Raw genomic sequence first — 15,349 nt, 5'->3', positions numbered from 1 at the left:
GCCTCCGGTCACACCGGGTGGGGTTTCGGTCACGGAGCCGTACACGCACGTTTGCCTCTGGTTGTCAAGGCCGTGACCTGCGACGACGGTCCCTCCCGGTGGGCGGGGGCCAGGCCGCCCGTGTTAACCTGGGTACAGCGAAAGGGGCAGAGGACACATGGTTTTCAAGGTCGGAGAGACCGTCGTCTACCCGCACCACGGTGCCGCTCTCATCGAGGCCATCGAAACCCGCACGATCAAGGGCGAGGAGCGTAAGTACCTCGTCCTCAAGGTCGCGCAGGGTGATCTCACGGTGCGTGTTCCCGCAGAGAATGCCGAGGTCGTCGGCGTTCGTGACGTGGTGGGCCAGGAGGGCCTCGACAGGGTGTTCGAGGTGCTGCGTGCGCCCCACACCGAGGAGCCGACGAACTGGTCTCGGCGGTACAAGGCCAACCTCGAGAAGCTGGCCTCCGGCGACGTGAACAAGGTCGCCGAAGTGGTGCGTGATCTCTGGCGGCGCGAGAAGGACCGCGGCCTGTCCGCGGGCGAGAAGCGCATGCTGGCCAAGGCGCGGCAGATCCTCGTCAGCGAGCTCGCGCTCGCCGAGGGCACCGACGAGGAGCGGGCCGAGGTCCTGCTCGACGAGGTGCTCGCCACAGCCGCCACGGCCTGAGAGTCCCGCCCGGTCCCGATCGTCCTCCTCCGGTACCCGTCGTGAGCGTCGTCGCGGTCGTTCCCGCTGCGGGCTCGGGTCAGCGGCTGGGTGCGGGGGAGCCGAAGGCCTTCGTGACCGTCGGCGGTACGCCCATGCTCGTGCGGGCGGTGGACGGGCTGCTCCGGTCCGGTGCGGTCGATCATGTGGTCGTCGCGGCCCCGGCGGAGCTCGTCGAGTCCGCCCGGCGGCTGCTGCCGGGACGTCCGGTCACCGTCGTGGCGGGCGGTGCGGACAGGACCGCGTCCGTGCTGTGCGCACTCGGCGCGCTGCACGACGGCGGTGATCCGAACGGCGTCCACACTGGAGATGAACGATCGGGGACCCGTCGGGGTGACGCCCCCGAGGTCGTGCTCGTCCATGATGCGGCCCGCCCGCTGACGCCGCCCGCGCTCGTGGCGGCGGTAGTGGCGGCGGTGCGCGCGGGGCATCGGGCCGTGGTGCCGGTGCTCCCCGTCGCCGACACGGTGAAGCGGGTCGACGCCGTCGGGCGCGTCGTCGAGACGGTCGACCGGACGGTGCTGCGCGCGGTGCAGACGCCGCAGGGCTTCACCCCCGAGCTGCTGCTGCGCGCGCACCGCGCCGCCGCGGCCCGGGGAGCCGCCGCCACCGACGACGCCGGACTCGTCGAGGCCATCGGTGAGCCGGTCCACACCGTCCCCGGCGACGCCACGGCGTTCAAGATCACCACTGCGTGGGACCATCGGATCGCGGAGAACCTGTTGCAGGACAACGACAACACCAGCATCGTCCGGTGACGGCCGCGTTGCTCCGCGTCGGCGTCGGCACCGACGTCCATCCCGTCGAGGCGGGCCGGCCGTGCTGGCTGGCCGGGCTGAGGTGGGACGGCGTCGACGGCTGCGCCGGCCACTCCGACGGTGACGTCGCCGCCCACGCGCTGTGCGACGCGCTGCTGTCCGCGGCCGGGCTGGGTGACCTGGGTGCGGTGTTCGGTACCGGCAGGCCGGAGTGGGCCGGTGCGGGCGGGGTGCAGCTGCTCGCGGAGGTCCGCCGGCTGTTGGCGCGCGACGGCTGGACCGTCGGGAACGCCGCGGTGCAGGTCGTCGGCAACGCTCCGAAGATCGGCACCCGGCGCGACGAGGCGCAGCGCGTGCTGTCGGAGGCGGTCGGCGGACCCGTCGCCGTCTCCGGGACGACGACCGACGGGCTCGGCCTCACCGGCCGCGGCGAGGGCGTCGCGGCGATCGCGACGGCACTGATCGTCCGGGGCCCCTGATCGTCCGGGACCACAGATCGTCCGGGACCACCGATCGTCCGGAACCACCGAGGACCGGGCCTCGGGCGCGACGCGTTGGGCCGCAACGCCTCTAGGGGGCCGCTGGCGGATCGCCGTCGATGGGCTCGGTGATCCGGGCGGTTCGTGGCAAGGCGGAGCCGGGTCGGCGACAACGCAGCCACGGGCCGTGCGGGCGCCGAGACCGCGGCGAGTGATCCGTCAGACCTGCCCTTGGCGCACCCCGTCGAGCCGGGCCTGCACCTCGTCCGGGATGAGGGTCTCCAGCGCCGCAGAGACCATCCAGTGGTGTCCGAACGGGTCGGCGACCCGGCCGCCGCGCGAGCCGTACTCGTGGTCGCTCACCGGGTAGACGACCGTCGCGCCGGCGGCGAGCAGTCGCTCGGTGACGGCGTCGGCGTCGGACACCTCCAGTGACATCAGGACCGGCGGGTGCTGGCCGGGCGTCGGCGCGGGATCGCCGTCGCCGGCGTCCTTGAGCTCGAACCGCAGGCTCCCGACGGTCAGCGTGGCGTGCACGATCCGGCCGTCCATCGTGTAGCTCTCCTCGACGACGGCGCCGAGCGCCGCGGTGTAGAAGGCGAGCGCAGCGGCACCGTCGGCGACGACGAGCTTCGGCGTGAGCTGGAGGATCTCCGTCATGCCCCCGAGCCTGCCGGGTCCGCGCGCCGCTGTCGTGGACGAATGGGATCCGGGGCGACGATCGGAGCCTGCCTGGTCACCCGTAGTCTGTGTGGGGTGAGCCTGCGACTGCACGACACCGCGACCAGGGAGCAGCGTGACTTCGTACCGCTGCGGGCCGGGACCGTGTCGATGTACGTGTGTGGGGCCACCGTCCAGGGCGTCCCGCACATCGGCCACGTCCGCAGCAGCCTCAACTACGACGTGCTCCGGCGCTGGCTGACCTACTCGGGGCACGACGTGCTCCTGGTGCGCAACGTCACCGACATCGACGACAAGATCCTGCGCAAGGCCGCGGACGCCGGTCGTCCCTGGTGGGAGTGGGCGGCGACGCACGAGCGCGCCTTCTCCGCGGCGTACGACGCGCTGGGCTGCCTGCCGGCCTCGGCGGAGCCGCGGGCGACGGGGCACGTCACGCAGATGGTCGACCTCATTGCGCGGCTCATCGATCGCGGGCACGCCTACGCCGCGGGCGGCGACGTCTACTTCGCCGTGCGGTCCTTCCCCGAGTACGGGTCGCTGTCGGGGCAGAAGGTCGACGACGTCGCGCAGGGCGAGGGCGACCGTGGCGACAAGCGCGACCCGCTCGACTTCACGCTCTGGAAGGGCGCCAAGCCCGGTGAGCCGTCCTGGCCGACCCCCTGGGGCGCAGGGCGTCCGGGCTGGCACCTCGAGTGCTCGGCGATGGCCACGGCCTATCTCGGTCCCGAGTTCGACATCCACGGTGGCGGCCTCGACCTGGTGTTCCCGCACCACGAGAACGAGCAGGCGCAGTCGCACGCGGCCGGCGACGGGTTCGCCCGCTACTGGCTGCACAACGCGTGGGTGACCATGGGCGGCGAGAAGATGTCCAAGTCGCTCGGCAACACGCTGTCGATCCCGGCGATGCTGCAGCGGGTGCGCGGCGTCGAGCTGCGGTACTACCTGGTCGGCCCGCACTACCGGTCGTCGATCGAGTACTCCGACGCGGCGCTGTCGGAGTCGGTGTCGGCGTACCGGCGCATCGAGGGCTTCCTCGGCCGGGTCACCGAGCGGGCCGGGACGCCCGGCGTCGCCGCCGAGGTCCCGGCGGCCTTCGCCGCCGCGCTCGATGACGACCTGGGCACCCCGGGTGCGCTGGCCGTCGTCCACAACACGGTGCGCGAGGGCAACTCCGCGCTCGATGCGGGGGACCACGCCGCAGCCGTCCGGGCGGCGGAGTCGGTGCGCGCCATGACCGGCGTGCTCGGGCTCGACCCGCTCGACGAGAAGTGGGCGGGCGGGGGGTCCGACACCGCGGCACTGGGGGCGCTCGGCTCGCTCGTCGACGACCTGCTGCAGCGCCGCCAGGAGGCGCGCGCGGCACGCGACTTCGCCGCGGCCGACGAGGTGCGCGACCGGCTGACGGCCGCGGGCATCTCCGTCGAGGACGGGCCCGACGGGCCGAGCTGGTCGCTCAAGGACGTTCAGTAGGTGTCTCAGGGACCGTCGGGTCCCGGTGAGGTAGTGGGTAGATCATGGCCGGCAACTCCAAGCGGCGCGGCGCGATCCGCAAGGACGGCACCAAGAAGGGTGCCGTCGTGGGCTCGGGCGGCCAGCGTCGTCGTGGGCTGCAGGGCAAGGGCCCGACGCCGCCGGCGTCGCTGCGTCCCGGACATCCCGCCGCCCGCAAGGCCGCCCGCGACGCCAAGGCGCAGGCCAAGGTCGCGGGCCGGCAGGGCGGTGGCGCGGGCAACCGCAGCCGGCGCGCGGGCGACGGCGAGACGCCGGAGACGGTGCTGGGTCGCAACCCCGTCGTCGAGTGCCTGCGCGCGGGCGTGCCGGCCACGGCCCTGCACGTGGCGGTGGGCGCGACCGCCGACGAGCGGGTCAAGGAGGCCGTCCACCTCGCGGCCGACGCCGGCATCTCGATCCTCGAGGTGCCGCGCAACGACCTCGACCGCATGGCGGGCGGTGCGCTGCACCAGGGTGTGGCGCTCGTCGTGCCGCCCTACGAGTACGCCCACCCCGACGAGCTGCTGGAGGCCGCGGTCGGCTCCGGGCGCCCGGCGCTGATCGCGGCGCTCGACGGCGTCACGGATCCGCGCAACCTCGGTGCCGTCGTCCGGTCGGTGAGCGCGTTCGGCGGGCACGGCGTCGTCGTCCCGCAGCGGCGTGCGGCGGGCATGACGGCCGTCGCGTGGCGGACCTCGGCGGGTACGGCGGCGCGGCTGCCGGTCGCCAGGGCGACGAACCTGACCCGGACGCTGCAGGAGTACGCCAACACCGGTCTCATGGTCGCGGGGCTGGCCGCCGACGGCGACGTCTCGATCGACGACTTCGACCTCGCCACCGACCCCCTCGTCCTCGTGATCGGGTCCGAGGGCAAGGGCCTGTCCCGGCTGGTCCGCGAGACGTGCGACGTCACCGTGTCGATCCCGCTGGCGCGGGAGGTGGAGTCGCTCAACGCGTCGGTGGCGGCGGGCGTGGTGCTCGCCGAGGTCGCGCGCCGCCGCCGGGTCGGCTGACGTCCCGCCGCCGACGAACCCGTACGTCGCCCTGCCGAAGGACTGCGCCGACGAGACCGCGCGCAACCTCACGGTCGTGTTCGCGCGCGTCGACGACGCTGAGGTTTGCGCTCGACCGGACGCCGCGCGGCGACCGGCCGATCGGGGACGGGGGCGCGCCCGCGGCGACCGGCCGATCGGCGACCGCCCGGCGGTTGGGGCCGATCAGCCCGTCCGGACCTGGCCCCGGACCCTGCCGATGATGCGGCACACCAGGTAACCGAGGAACGCGATCGTCGCGACGTATCCGGAGATCGGCAGCCCGGGCGCCAGCGAGAGCACCGTCCCGCCGACGAGCGCGACCTCCGCGATCACCACGGCGAGCACCGTGGCCACGACGGGGCTCGCCGTCACGCGCGCGGCCGCGGCGCCGGGGATGATCGTCACCGACAGCACGAGGATCGCGCCGACGATCGGCACCGCCAGCGCCGTCACCAGTGCGATGAGCACGGCGAACAGCGGCGACAGCAGCCGCACGGGCACCCCGCGCGCGACGGCCACCTCCGGGTCCGTGCTCGCGAACAGCAGAGGCCGGTAGATGACGGCCATCGTGGCCAGCACCAGGATCGTCACAACGACGAGAACCTGGAGGTTCGTCGAGTCGACCGACACGATCGAGCCCGTGAGCAGGCCGAACTTGTTCGACGCCCGTCCGGGGTAGAGCGCGAGCAGCAGCACCCCCAGCCCCAGCCCGAACGCGAGTACGACGCCGATGACGGAGTCGCGCTCGCGCTGCCGCAGCCCGAGCAGGCCGAACACGAGCCCGGCCAGCACCGACCCCGCGACCGCGCCGACGCTCACGCTGACCCCGAGCAGCAGGGCGGCGGCGCCACCGGTGAACGCCAGCTCCGACGTCCCGTGCACCGCGAACCCCATGCCGCGGGCGACGATCAGCGGCGCGAGGACGCCCGCGACGAGCCCGAGCAGCGCGGCGGCGAGCAACGCGTTGCGCACGAACGGCTGGGCCAGCAGGTCGCCGGTCCCGTCGAGGCTGAAGAGCTTGCCCAGCACGTCGTTCGCAGTGGCGTCCATCGGGCTGTTCACCGGGCCGCTCCGCCCGGCGCGGGGACGACCGCGTCGTGATGGTGCCCCGACTCCTCGACCCCGACGACGACCAGCCGCTCCCGCACCCTCAGCACCTCGACGTCGGTCCGGTAGAGCTCCGAGAGCGTCTCCGACGTCATGACCTCCTCCGGCGTGCCGAACCGGAACCGGCCGTCGACCAGGTAGAGGACCCGGTCGACCAGCGGCAGGACGGGGTTGATCTCGTGCGTCACGAACACGACGGCCGTGCCCGCGTTGCGGCGGCGCTCGTCGATGAGCCGGCTGACCGTCCGTTGATGGGCGAGGTCGAGGGAGAGCAGCGGCTCGTCGCACAGCAGTACGCGCGGGTCGCCGACCAGCGCCTGTGCCACCCGCAGCCGCTGCTGCTCGCCCCCGGAGAGCCTGCCGACGGGCGAGCGGGCGTACCGGCCGGCCCCGACGGCGTCGAGTGCCGCGTCGACGCGGCGGTTCCGCTCGCGGCGGCCGCGCAGGCCGAGCCCGAGATGGTGCCCGTCGAGCCCGAGCCCGACGAGGTCGCGCGCCCGCAGTGGTAGGTCCTCGGGCAGCGCCTTCTGTTGCGGCACATAACCGATGCCCTCACCGCCGCGGCGGGCCGGGTGCCCGTCGACGAGCACCTCACCCGCGTCGAGGGGCTGGAGGCCCAGCAGCACGCGCAGTAGGGTCGTCTTGCCCGATCCGTTGGGCCCCAGCACGGCGACGAACTCGCCCCGTGGGATCTCGAGGTCGAGCTCCTCCCACAGGGTCCGGGCGCCGAACCGGACCGTCGCGCCCCGCAGCGTCACCGCCGCGGGCTCGCGGCCGTCGACGGGGGGCGGGCCGGTCATCGCACCTTCCCGGAGAAGGGTCATCCGAGCGCCCGGGTGAGCGCGTCGATCTGCTGGGACTGCCACGAAACGTAGTCGGTGGTCCCGGCAGGCAGCGTCTCGGTCACCCTGACGACGGGGATCCCGGCGGCGGTGGCCGCCTGCTCGACCTGGGTCGTCGACGGGCTCTCGGTCTGCGCGTTGGAGACCAGCGCCTTGACCGACCGGTCGCGGAACAGGGCGAGCGTCTCCTGCAGGACGGCGGCCGGTGGGTCGTTGCCCTCCTCGGCGGCCTCGGAGAACTTCTCGGGCGTGACGTTGCGCAGCCCGGCCGCCTCCAGCAGGTACAGCGGGACGGGCTCGGTGATGGCGACGGCCGCGCCGTCGTGCCGGGACTTGACGGCGTCGAGAGCCGCGGTGAGCCCGTCGATCCGCTGCGAGAACGCGGCGGCGTTGGCGGTGTAGGTCGCGGCGTCGGCGGCGTCGATCCGGCCGAGGTCGGCGGCGAGCTCGGTGGCAAGCCGCTTCATCGTCGGCAGGTTGTACCAGACGTGCTCGTTGAACTCCTCGCCCGCGGGCACCTGTTGCTGCAGGCCCGAGAGCTGGGCGACGTCGATCGTCGTCGGCTTGCTCTCGGCGGCGTCGACGAGCTTGGTGGCGAAGTCGTCGTAGCCCGCGCCGTTGACGACGACGAGGGCGGCCTTGCTCACGGCCAGCGCGTCCGCGGGTGTCGTCTCGTACTCGTGCGGGTCCTTCGCGGGGTCGTCGATGATCGAGGTGACGTCGACGTGGTCGCCCCCGACGGCCCTGACGATGCTGCCGTAGACGTCGGTCGACGCGACGACGGCGACCTTGCCGTCCGCGTCGTCCGCGGCCGTGTTCGTGGATCCGCCGCTGCCACAGGCGGCGAGCGTGGCCGCGGTGAGGAGGAGGCCGCCGATCGTCACGGCGGTGCGGCGCAGGTGCATGTCGGCTCCGTATCAGCGAATGCGCATATTTGTATTGAAAACCATTATCAATTCACTCTACAGTGTGGTCCCCGCGGATCAAGCCGCACGGGGCCGCCCTTTCTTCCCGCCGTCGCCGTGGTTAGCTTTGGAAGATGTCTCAGCCGAATGCGCGCAGGCCTGCCACGCTGGCATCCCTGGCCGCGGAGCTGGGCGTGTCCCGCACGACGGTCTCCAACGCCTACAACCGCCCCGACCAGCTGTCGGCGACGTTGCGCGCCCGCGTGCTGGAAGCCGCCCGCCGACTGGGCTACCCGGGGCCCGATCCCGTGGCCCGGTCGCTGCGCACGCGGCGCGCCGGCGCCGTCGGGCTGCTGCTCACCGAGGCGCTGTCCTACGCCTTCCGCGACCCGGTGGCCACCGGCTTCCTCGAAGGCCTCGCGCTGGCCTGCGAGCAGGCGGGTCAGGGCCTGCTCCTGATCCCGGTCAGCCCGTCGCAGCCCGACGTCACGACGGTCCACCAGGCGGGTGTCGACGGGTTCGTCGTGTACTCCGTCCGTGAGGACGACCCGCACTTCCTCGCCGTCCTCGAGCGGCCCGTGCCGACCGTGGTCTGCGACCAGCCGGTGGGCATCGACGGGGTGGACCGCGTCGGGATCGACGACCGCGCCGCCATGCTGGGGATGGCGCGCCACCTCACGGGGCTGGGGCACCGCCGGATCGGGGTGCTGTGCATGCGGCTGGCCCCCCAGCCGAACGACGGCCCGGCCGACCTCGCGCGGCAGGGCGCCACCAGCTACCCCGTGCAGCGGGCGCGGCTCGGCGGCCTGCGCGAGGGTTTCGCCGAGGTCGGGATCGACTGGGCGGACGTACCCGTCCACGAGCGGTTCGACCACTCCGTCGACGCCGGCGAGTCCGCCGCCGCCGAGCTGCTCGCCGCCAACCCCGGGATCACCGCGCTGGCGTGCACGTCGGACATCCTGGCGTTGGGTGCGCTGCGGCACGCCACCGCGCGCGGCCTGTCCGTACCCGAGGACCTCACCGTCACCGGGTTCGACGGGGTGCCCGAGGCCGAGCGGGCCGGGCTCACGACCGTGCGGCAGCCGGTACGGGAGAAGGGTCAGGTCGCGGGCGAGCTGCTGCTGGAGCGCGGCGAGCGCAACCGGCCGCGGCAGGTCGTGCTGCCGACGGAGCTCGTCGTCGGACACACGAGCAAGGGCCCGCGGGAGTCTCGGTTCTTCTCCGGCTGGTGAGCCAGCTACGCCTCCGCGCGGCCCGCCGCGTCGCGCCGGGCGTCGAGCAACCGGGTCAGCACCTCGGACATCTCCGCGGGGTCGGCGACGCGGTGGGACGCGGCCGTCGGGCCCTCGCCGACCTTGATGCCGACGTCGCCCGGGTGCAGCCGGGCGAACGCAGTCTCGTCGGTGACGTCGTCGCCCGCGAACAGCACGACCTCGGCGCCGGTGCGCTCGCGCAGGACGTCGATCGCGGCGCCCTTGCTCACCTCGACGACCGCCAGGTCGATCACGGCCTTGCCCTCGGTCGGGTCGATCCCCGGCGCGGCGGCCGGGCCGCTGCGTACCGCGGCGAGCACCCGCTCGGCGACGGCCGGCTCGGCGTTGCGCACGTGTACGGCGGCACCCGCGGGCTTGCGCTCCAACGCCACACCGGGCTCACCGTCGACGAGCTTCTCGAGCTCGGCGATCAGGTCCTCCCGGCGACGGTGTTGCGCCTCGTCGAGGAAGCCGTCCTCGGCGTCGGAGAACTCCCCGCCGTGGCTCCCGACCAGAACGGCGGGCGGCCCGAACCCCGAGACCGCCCGCAGATCGGCGAGCCCGCGGCCGGAGACGAGCGCGACCGTGGTGCCCGCCAGCCCGGCGAGCCCCGCGATCGCGCGGGCCGAGGCGGGCAGTGGGCGCGCCGCCGACGGGACGTCGACGATCGGGGCGAGCACGCCGTCGAAGTCGAGCGCGACGAGCAGCCGCTCCGCGCCGGCGAGGCGGTCGAGCGCGGCGTCCAGCGGCTCAGGCATCGGCGGGCGACGGCAGGCCGAGGGCGTCGAGGAACGACCGCGCCCACCTGTCGACGTCGTGGGTCATCACCTGGCGGCGCAGCGCCCGCATCCGCCGGCGGTTCTCCTCGGCGGGGGCGTTGGCGGCCTGGGCGATCGTCGCCTTGATGCCGTCGGTGTCGTGCGGGTTGACCAGGTAGGCCTGCGTGAGCTCCACCGCCGCCCCCGCGAACTCCGACAGCACCAGCGCGCCGCCGTGGTCGTAGCGGCAGGCGACGTACTCCTTCGCGACGAGGTTCATGCCGTCGCGCAGCGGGGTCACCAGCATGACGTCGGCCGCGAGGAAGAACGCCGCCAGCTCCTCGCGCGGCAGCGCCTGGTGCAGGTAGTGCACCGCCGGATGGCCGACGCGGGCGAACTCGCCGTTGATCCGGCCGACCGTCAGCTCGATGTCGTCGCGCATCTGCTGGTAGTGCTCGACGCGTTCACGGCTGGGCGTCGCCAGCTGAATCATGACGGTGTCGTCGGCATCGAGGGTGCCCTCGGTGAGCAGCTCGTGGAACGCCTTGAGCCGCACGTCGATGCCCTTGGTGTAGTCGAGGCGGTCGACGCCGAGCAGGATCCGGCGCGGTTCGCCCAGGTCGGCCCGGATCTCCGCGGCCCGCTTCTGCACCGCGTCGGTGTGGGCGAGGCGGTCGAGCGCAGCGGAGTCGATCGAGATCGGGAACGCCCCGACCTTCACGAGCCGGTCGCCGACGAGCACCTCGTTGCGCCCGGCGCCCGCTCGGGCGTCGGCCAGCCGCGTCGCCAGCCAGCGGAAGTTGCGCGCGCCGCCGGAGGTGTGGAAGCCGACGAGGTCGGCCCCGAGCAGCCCTGCGACGATCTCCCGCCGCCACGGCAGCTGCATGAACAGCTCCGTCGGCGGGAACGGGATGTGCAGGAAGAAGCCGATCCGCAGGTCGGGCCGCAGCTCGCGCAACGCGGCGGGCAGCAGCTGCAGCTGGTAGTCCTGGATCCAGATCGTCGCGCCCTCGGCCGCGACGGCGGCGGTCGCCTCGGCGAACCGCTGGTTGACCTTCACGTAGGCCTGCCACCAGTGCCGATGGAACGCCGGTGGCGCGACGACGTCGTGGTAGAGCGGCCAGAGACAGCCGTTGGAGAAGCCCTCGTAGTACTCCTCGACCTCGTCGGCGGTCAGCCGCACCGGGTGCAGCTGCAGCCCGTCCTCGACGAGCGGCTCGACGTCGGCGTCCGCGAGGCCCGGCCAGCCGACCCAGGCGCCCTCGCGGCTGCGCAGCATCGGCTCGAGCGCGGTCACCAGGCCGCCGGGGCTGCGCTTCCAGCGGGTGGAGCCGTCGGGCAGGCGCTCCAGGTCGACCGGGAGCCTGTTCGCGACGACGACGAACTCCGCACCGGGCAGCTCGGACTCGTCGGCCGTGTGGACCGCCACCGTTCCTCCTCGACGGGCGCGGCCGGGGGAGCCGCGGACCCGGCCCTGAGATTACTGGCGCTCCGCGTCCTGCGGGTCGTTCGTGAGCGCCGGAACCGGCGTCGGACCCGGCTGCCGGTGACGGTCGCGGGTGATGAACTCGCCCAACGCGACCCCGGCGGCCAGCGCCAGGCCGATCGCGAGCGCGAGGGTCACCGTGACCAGTCCCTCGGCGACGCCCTGCACCGCGAGCTGGTAGAAGCCGCGGTAGGCGGTCAGCCCGGGCAGCAGGGGCGTGATGCCGGCGAGGGTGACGACGAGCGTCGGCACCCTCGTCGTGCGCTTGAGGAGGCCCGAGAAGACCCCGACCACGACCGCGGCGACGCCCGTCGCCGCGATCGGCCCGGCCGCGGCGACGTGCGTCAGCAGGATGTAGACGCCCCACCCCGCGGCGCCGGCGGCCCCGGCGAGCGGCAGCGTCCGTAGCGGCGCATAGCCGGCGAGCGCGTAGGCCGCCGCACCGACCGCGCCCGCCGCGACGGAGATGCCGAACTGGCCCGCCGAGGCCGACACGTCGCCGGAGACCTCCAGCACGACGCCCACCTGGAAGCCGACCTTCAGACCGATGACGACGCCGGTCAGCAGCCCGGCCGAGAGCAGCCCGATCTCGGCGACCCGGCCGGCCGCGGTGACGTAGTACCCGGTGATGGCGTCCTGCACGGTGCTGACCACCGACAGCCCCGAGAGCAGGACGGTGATGCTCGCGGCGACGACCAGCGACGGCCGCGCCCCCGGCGGGAACGCCCCGGCCGCGAGCAGCCCGACCGTGCACAACGACGCCAGCAGCCCGCCCACGACCTGCTGGAAGAACGTCGGGAGCTGCCAACGGTTGAGCAGCCGCCCGGCGCGGTCGATCAAGCCGGTCACGACGAACGCGATCAGCCCGGTGATCGGGGCGCCGCCGAGCAGCACCGCGATCGCCGCGGCGAGCAGCGCCCAGCCCGCCGTCGCGACCCAGCGCGGGTAGGGATGCGCGGCCTGGGTGGCCGTGGAGAGCGCCGCCGCGGCCCGCCGCACGTCGAGCTCCCCGGACTCCAGGTTCGTGACGATCTCGCGCACCGCCGCGAGGCGCGTGAGGTCCAGGGCCCGGTAGCGCACCAGGCGCATCGACGTCACCGGCGGCGCGACGCGGCCGCGATGGCAGCACATCGTGATCGAGGTGAACGTGATGTCCACGTCGACGGCGGGCAGGCCGCCCGTCCTGGCCACCGAGAGCATCGTCGCGGTGACCTCGTCGACGCTCTCGCCCGACGACAGCAGGACCTCGCCGATCCGCATGGCGAGGTCCAGGACCTCCTGGACGCGGGAGTCGTCCGGCACCTCCGGTCCGACGACGAGCATCGGCAACGTCGGCGGTCCCGCGGCGAGCAGCCTGCGGGCGTCGCGCCGCAGTGCGCCGCGCAGCCGCCGGGTGAGCCGGTCGGCCGGACCGTCGAGGTGGCCGGCCACGTCAGCGGAGGAGGTGGGGGGCGGGCGCGGGCACGAGGGCCAGGGTAGGGACTCGCGCGGATCTTCTCAGCGGCTGGTGCGTCTGCGGTAGCAGGCGGTCGCGAACGCGAACGACACCGCCAGCAGCCCGACCGCCCAGACCGGCCCGAGCCAGCTCGCCGAGCCGATGGGGGTACCCGTCAGCAGACCGCGGACGGCCTCGATCACCGGCGTGACCGGCTGGTGTTCACCGATCGTGCGCAGCACCGCCGGCATCGTCTCGGTCGGGACGAACGCGCTGCTCAGGTAGGGCAGGAACAGCATCACGAAGCTGAGCGCGCTCGCCGACTCGACGCTGCGCGCCAGCGTCCCCAGGCCCGCGGCCAGCCATGACAGCGCCAGCACGTACAGCAGCACCAGCCCCGCCGCGAGCAGCCAGTCCACCGGCACCGACCGGAGCCGGTCGATCATCCCGCCGTTCATGTCGTCGGCCACCGCCATCGCGGTCGACGCGGCGCCGTACCCCGCGCACAGCAGGATCGTGCCCGGCACCACGTAGGTGACGTAGGCGGTGCCCGTGTGGATCGCACCGCCGAAGACGTAGACGAACATCGCCATCATCATCAGCAGCGGCAGGACCACGGACATGATCATCGTGTCGACGTTGCGCCTGGTCAGTCGGATGCTGCGGCCGATCATCGTCGAGGTGGCGGACAGCGAGACGGCGGACGGAGAGGGCAGGGCGGCGGTCATCGGGGATCTCCTCCACGTCACGCGGGGACGTGGTGGGCTCGTCGAGGAACAGCAGGCGTGGTGCCGGCGACGAGGCTCACTGCGAGGTCGAGGCGTCGCCGCAACCCGCCCGAGTAGGTGACGACGCGCCGGTCGGCGGCCTCGGTGAGGTCGAACCGGTCCACAGGGCGGCGGCGCGTGTCGCGGCGCCACGTCTGCCCAGCCGCAGGAGCCTGCCGATCATCGTCAGGTTCTCCCGGCCCGTCTGCTGGGCGTCGACGGCCGCGTACTGGCCGGTCAGGGTGATGACCTCGCGGACCTGCCACGGTTGGGTACCGACGTCGAACCCCGCGATCCGGGCCCACCCGCCGTCCGGTCGGGTCAACGTGCCGAGGATGCGGACCGTCGTCGTCTTGCCCGCGCCGCGGGCCACGACCGACCCGCACCGTCGAGGAGATCGTCCGCGCCGCCGTCGAGATCGCCGACGCCGACGGCCTCGCCGCGGTCTCCATGGCCCGTGTCGCCGAACGCCTCGGCAACGCACCCATGGCCCTCTACCGGCACGTCCGCAGCAAGTCCGAGCTGTTGATCCTGATGGCCGACCTGGCCATGGAGGGTCCGCCACCGCTGCCCGCGGGCGGCGGCTGGCGCCCCGCCCTCACCGCGTGGGCCCGCGGCGTGGTGGCGCTGTACCGCGCCCACCCATGGGCGGCGACGCTGCCGTTGACCGGGCCGCCCGTCGGCCCCACCAACCTCGCCTGGTTCGACGCCGCCCTCGGCGCCCTCGACGGCACCGGCCTCGACGCCGGCCACAAGGTCGCCGTCGTCATGGGGCTGATCACCTACGTGCAGGGCGAGATCCGGCTGACCACCGATCTCGCCGCCGCCTTCGCCGACGATCCCGCCGCCTTCGGAGCCCGCTACGGCGCGGCCCTCAGCCGTGTCGTCGACCCCCGCGCCCTCCCCGCCCTCGCCGCCGTCGTGGCCGCCGGAATGTTCGACGTGACCGCCACCGACTTCTGCGCCGACGTGGCCGCCGACTTCGACTTCGGGCTCGGGTGCTACCTCGACGGCGTCGCGGCGGTCATCGGCCGGCAGGGCACGGCACCGGGCCGACGCCCCGCGACCGGCGCGCGACGCCCCCGCCTGCGGCCACTAGGATTCGGAGGCTCCAGCACCCGCCGGTGTAGCTCAGTGGTAGAGCAACCGCCTTGTAAGCGGTAGGTCGTCGGTTCGATCCCGACCTCCGGCTCTGGTTAGGAACACGCCTTGATCCATAATCGCTGCAACGGCGACCGCCAACGCCTCGGAGGTATGCGGTGCTTCTTGGTAGCACTTAGCCGGACTATCGCCGAGCTACACCGGCGCGCCGTGCCCTCCGCGGGGCACATCTCCAGCGGCTGACGGTCGTCAGTCTGGTGTGATCGACACGATAGCGGTCGAACAGAACAGCTTTCGGGCGAGATTTCGTTCCATTCGGTGATCACCTTGAATTCGAAAGGACGAACGGCGCCGCGGCACGTGCATTCCGTGGAAAGCTTGCTCGTCGGACACTGCAAGTGGAACTCGACCCGCCCATCGTCGCGGTTCCTCAAACGACCGCGGATGCACCCATCGAGCGACGTCTTCCGGCAGCTCATCTTGACCTGAGGTCTGGATATCGGGCTCTTCACAATCCAGGGTGTAGCCGCGGCCGGAAGCCGCCGGCCTCCAGTAGCGATC

The 15,349-nt window shown here is 73.3% G+C and carries 16 protein-coding genes, 1 tRNA gene and 1 pseudogene; 8 read left to right on the top strand and 10 right to left on the bottom strand.

Annotated elements, in window-relative coordinates:
- Positions 1-157 precede the first annotated feature (157 nt).
- The 3 genes from PSD17_RS08770 to ispF are packed head-to-tail and all read left to right on the top strand — an operon-like array spanning position 158 to position 1,928.
- Positions 158-652 (top strand): CarD family transcriptional regulator, encoded by a 495-nt coding sequence (locus PSD17_RS08770; protein ID WP_013678095.1) that lies wholly within the window; start codon positions 158-160, stop codon positions 650-652.
- Positions 653-693: 41 nt separating this feature from the next.
- Positions 694-1,449 carry a 2-C-methyl-D-erythritol 4-phosphate cytidylyltransferase gene (gene ispD / locus PSD17_RS08765; protein ID WP_013678094.1) on the top strand — a complete coding sequence of 252 codons (756 nt, stop codon included), beginning with the start codon at positions 694-696 and terminating at the stop codon, positions 1,447-1,449.
- A complete protein-coding gene (gene ispF / locus PSD17_RS08760; RefSeq protein WP_013678093.1) occupies positions 1,446-1,928 on the top strand; it encodes a 2-C-methyl-D-erythritol 2,4-cyclodiphosphate synthase in 483 nt (160 codons plus the stop codon). The genes ispD and ispF overlap by 4 nt, the downstream gene beginning before the upstream one ends.
- A 219-nt stretch (positions 1,929-2,147) precedes the next feature.
- On the opposite strand, the gene PSD17_RS08755 is transcribed toward ispF, so the two are convergent.
- A complete protein-coding gene (locus tag PSD17_RS08755; protein ID WP_339122348.1) occupies positions 2,148-2,588 on the bottom strand; it encodes a VOC family protein in 441 nt (146 codons plus the stop codon).
- 96 nt (positions 2,589-2,684) lie between these two features.
- Between PSD17_RS08755 and cysS the strand changes: the two genes are divergently transcribed.
- Complete coding sequence (gene cysS / locus PSD17_RS08750; protein ID WP_339122347.1) at positions 2,685-4,079, top strand: cysteine--tRNA ligase; 1,395 nt, start codon at positions 2,685-2,687, stop codon at positions 4,077-4,079.
- Between the two features lie 44 nt (positions 4,080-4,123).
- Entirely contained in the window at positions 4,124-5,113 is a 990-nt protein-coding gene (rlmB, locus tag PSD17_RS08745) for a 23S rRNA (guanosine(2251)-2'-O)-methyltransferase RlmB (protein ID WP_103384159.1), read from the top strand.
- A gap of 204 nt (positions 5,114-5,317) precedes the next feature.
- Here rlmB and PSD17_RS08740 read toward each other — a convergent pair whose 3' ends face one another.
- The 3 genes from PSD17_RS08740 to PSD17_RS08730 are packed head-to-tail and all read right to left on the bottom strand — an operon-like array spanning position 5,318 to position 7,988.
- A complete protein-coding gene (locus PSD17_RS08740; RefSeq protein ID WP_041762927.1) occupies positions 5,318-6,160 on the bottom strand; it encodes a metal ABC transporter permease in 843 nt (280 codons plus the stop codon).
- Positions 6,161-6,192: 32 nt separating this feature from the next.
- Positions 6,193-7,041, bottom strand: a complete 849-nt coding sequence (locus PSD17_RS08735; RefSeq protein WP_339122346.1) for a metal ABC transporter ATP-binding protein — start codon at positions 7,039-7,041, stop codon at positions 6,193-6,195.
- Between the two features lie 20 nt (positions 7,042-7,061).
- Complete coding sequence (locus tag PSD17_RS08730) at positions 7,062-7,988, bottom strand: metal ABC transporter solute-binding protein, Zn/Mn family (RefSeq protein ID WP_013678087.1); 927 nt, start codon at positions 7,986-7,988, stop codon at positions 7,062-7,064.
- A 134-nt stretch (positions 7,989-8,122) separates the two neighbouring features.
- Between PSD17_RS08730 and PSD17_RS08725 the strand changes: the two genes are divergently transcribed.
- Positions 8,123-9,220 carry a LacI family DNA-binding transcriptional regulator gene (locus PSD17_RS08725; RefSeq protein WP_013678086.1) on the top strand — a complete coding sequence of 366 codons (1,098 nt, stop codon included), beginning with the start codon at positions 8,123-8,125 and terminating at the stop codon, positions 9,218-9,220.
- Between the two features lie 5 nt (positions 9,221-9,225).
- Here the strand turns inward: PSD17_RS08725 and otsB are convergent, their stop codons facing one another.
- From otsB to PSD17_RS08700, 5 genes and pseudogenes are all read right to left on the bottom strand, one after another.
- Positions 9,226-9,999, bottom strand: a complete 774-nt coding sequence (gene otsB / locus PSD17_RS08720; protein ID WP_339122345.1) for a trehalose-phosphatase — start codon at positions 9,997-9,999, stop codon at positions 9,226-9,228.
- Positions 9,992-11,428: an alpha,alpha-trehalose-phosphate synthase (UDP-forming) gene (locus PSD17_RS08715; RefSeq protein WP_013678084.1), complete on the bottom strand. Its 1,437-nt coding sequence runs from the start codon at positions 11,426-11,428 to the stop codon at positions 9,992-9,994. The genes otsB and PSD17_RS08715 overlap by 8 nt, the downstream gene beginning before the upstream one ends.
- Before the next feature lie 51 nt (positions 11,429-11,479).
- Positions 11,480-12,916 carry a threonine/serine exporter family protein gene (locus tag PSD17_RS08710; RefSeq protein WP_339122344.1) on the bottom strand — a complete coding sequence of 479 codons (1,437 nt, stop codon included), beginning with the start codon at positions 12,914-12,916 and terminating at the stop codon, positions 11,480-11,482.
- 66 nt (positions 12,917-12,982) lie between these two features.
- Positions 12,983-13,648 (bottom strand): ABC transporter permease, encoded by a 666-nt coding sequence (locus PSD17_RS08705; protein WP_339122343.1) that lies wholly within the window; start codon positions 13,646-13,648, stop codon positions 12,983-12,985.
- Positions 13,649-13,676: 28 nt separating this feature from the next.
- Positions 13,677-14,054: pseudogene (locus tag PSD17_RS08700) on the bottom strand (ATP-binding cassette domain-containing protein); the annotation flags it as partial.
- A 29-nt stretch (positions 14,055-14,083) separates the two neighbouring features.
- Here PSD17_RS08700 and PSD17_RS35335 point away from each other — a divergent pair.
- Both PSD17_RS35335 and PSD17_RS08695 read left to right on the top strand, forming a co-directional pair.
- The gene (locus PSD17_RS35335; protein ID WP_445261000.1) at positions 14,084-14,851 is read left to right on the top strand and encodes a TetR/AcrR family transcriptional regulator; all 768 of its coding nucleotides are present in this window, start codon (positions 14,084-14,086) and stop codon (positions 14,849-14,851) included.
- Positions 14,808-14,879 (top strand) — tRNA-Thr (locus PSD17_RS08695). Before PSD17_RS35335 ends, PSD17_RS08695 begins: the two co-directional genes overlap by 44 nt.
- Before the next feature lie 158 nt (positions 14,880-15,037).
- Here PSD17_RS08695 and PSD17_RS08690 read toward each other — a convergent pair.
- Positions 15,038-15,349, bottom strand: a 312-nt coding sequence (locus PSD17_RS08690; RefSeq protein ID WP_339122342.1) for a hypothetical protein, incomplete at its 5' end; no start/stop codon positions are given.

It is taken from the genome of Pseudonocardia sp. D17 (assembly GCF_036984265.1).
GTDB lineage: Bacteria > Actinomycetota > Actinomycetes > Mycobacteriales > Pseudonocardiaceae > Pseudonocardia > Pseudonocardia benzenivorans.
Note: the sequence above shows the minus strand (reverse complement) of the source record. Positions and strands in the feature narration are given on the sequence as shown.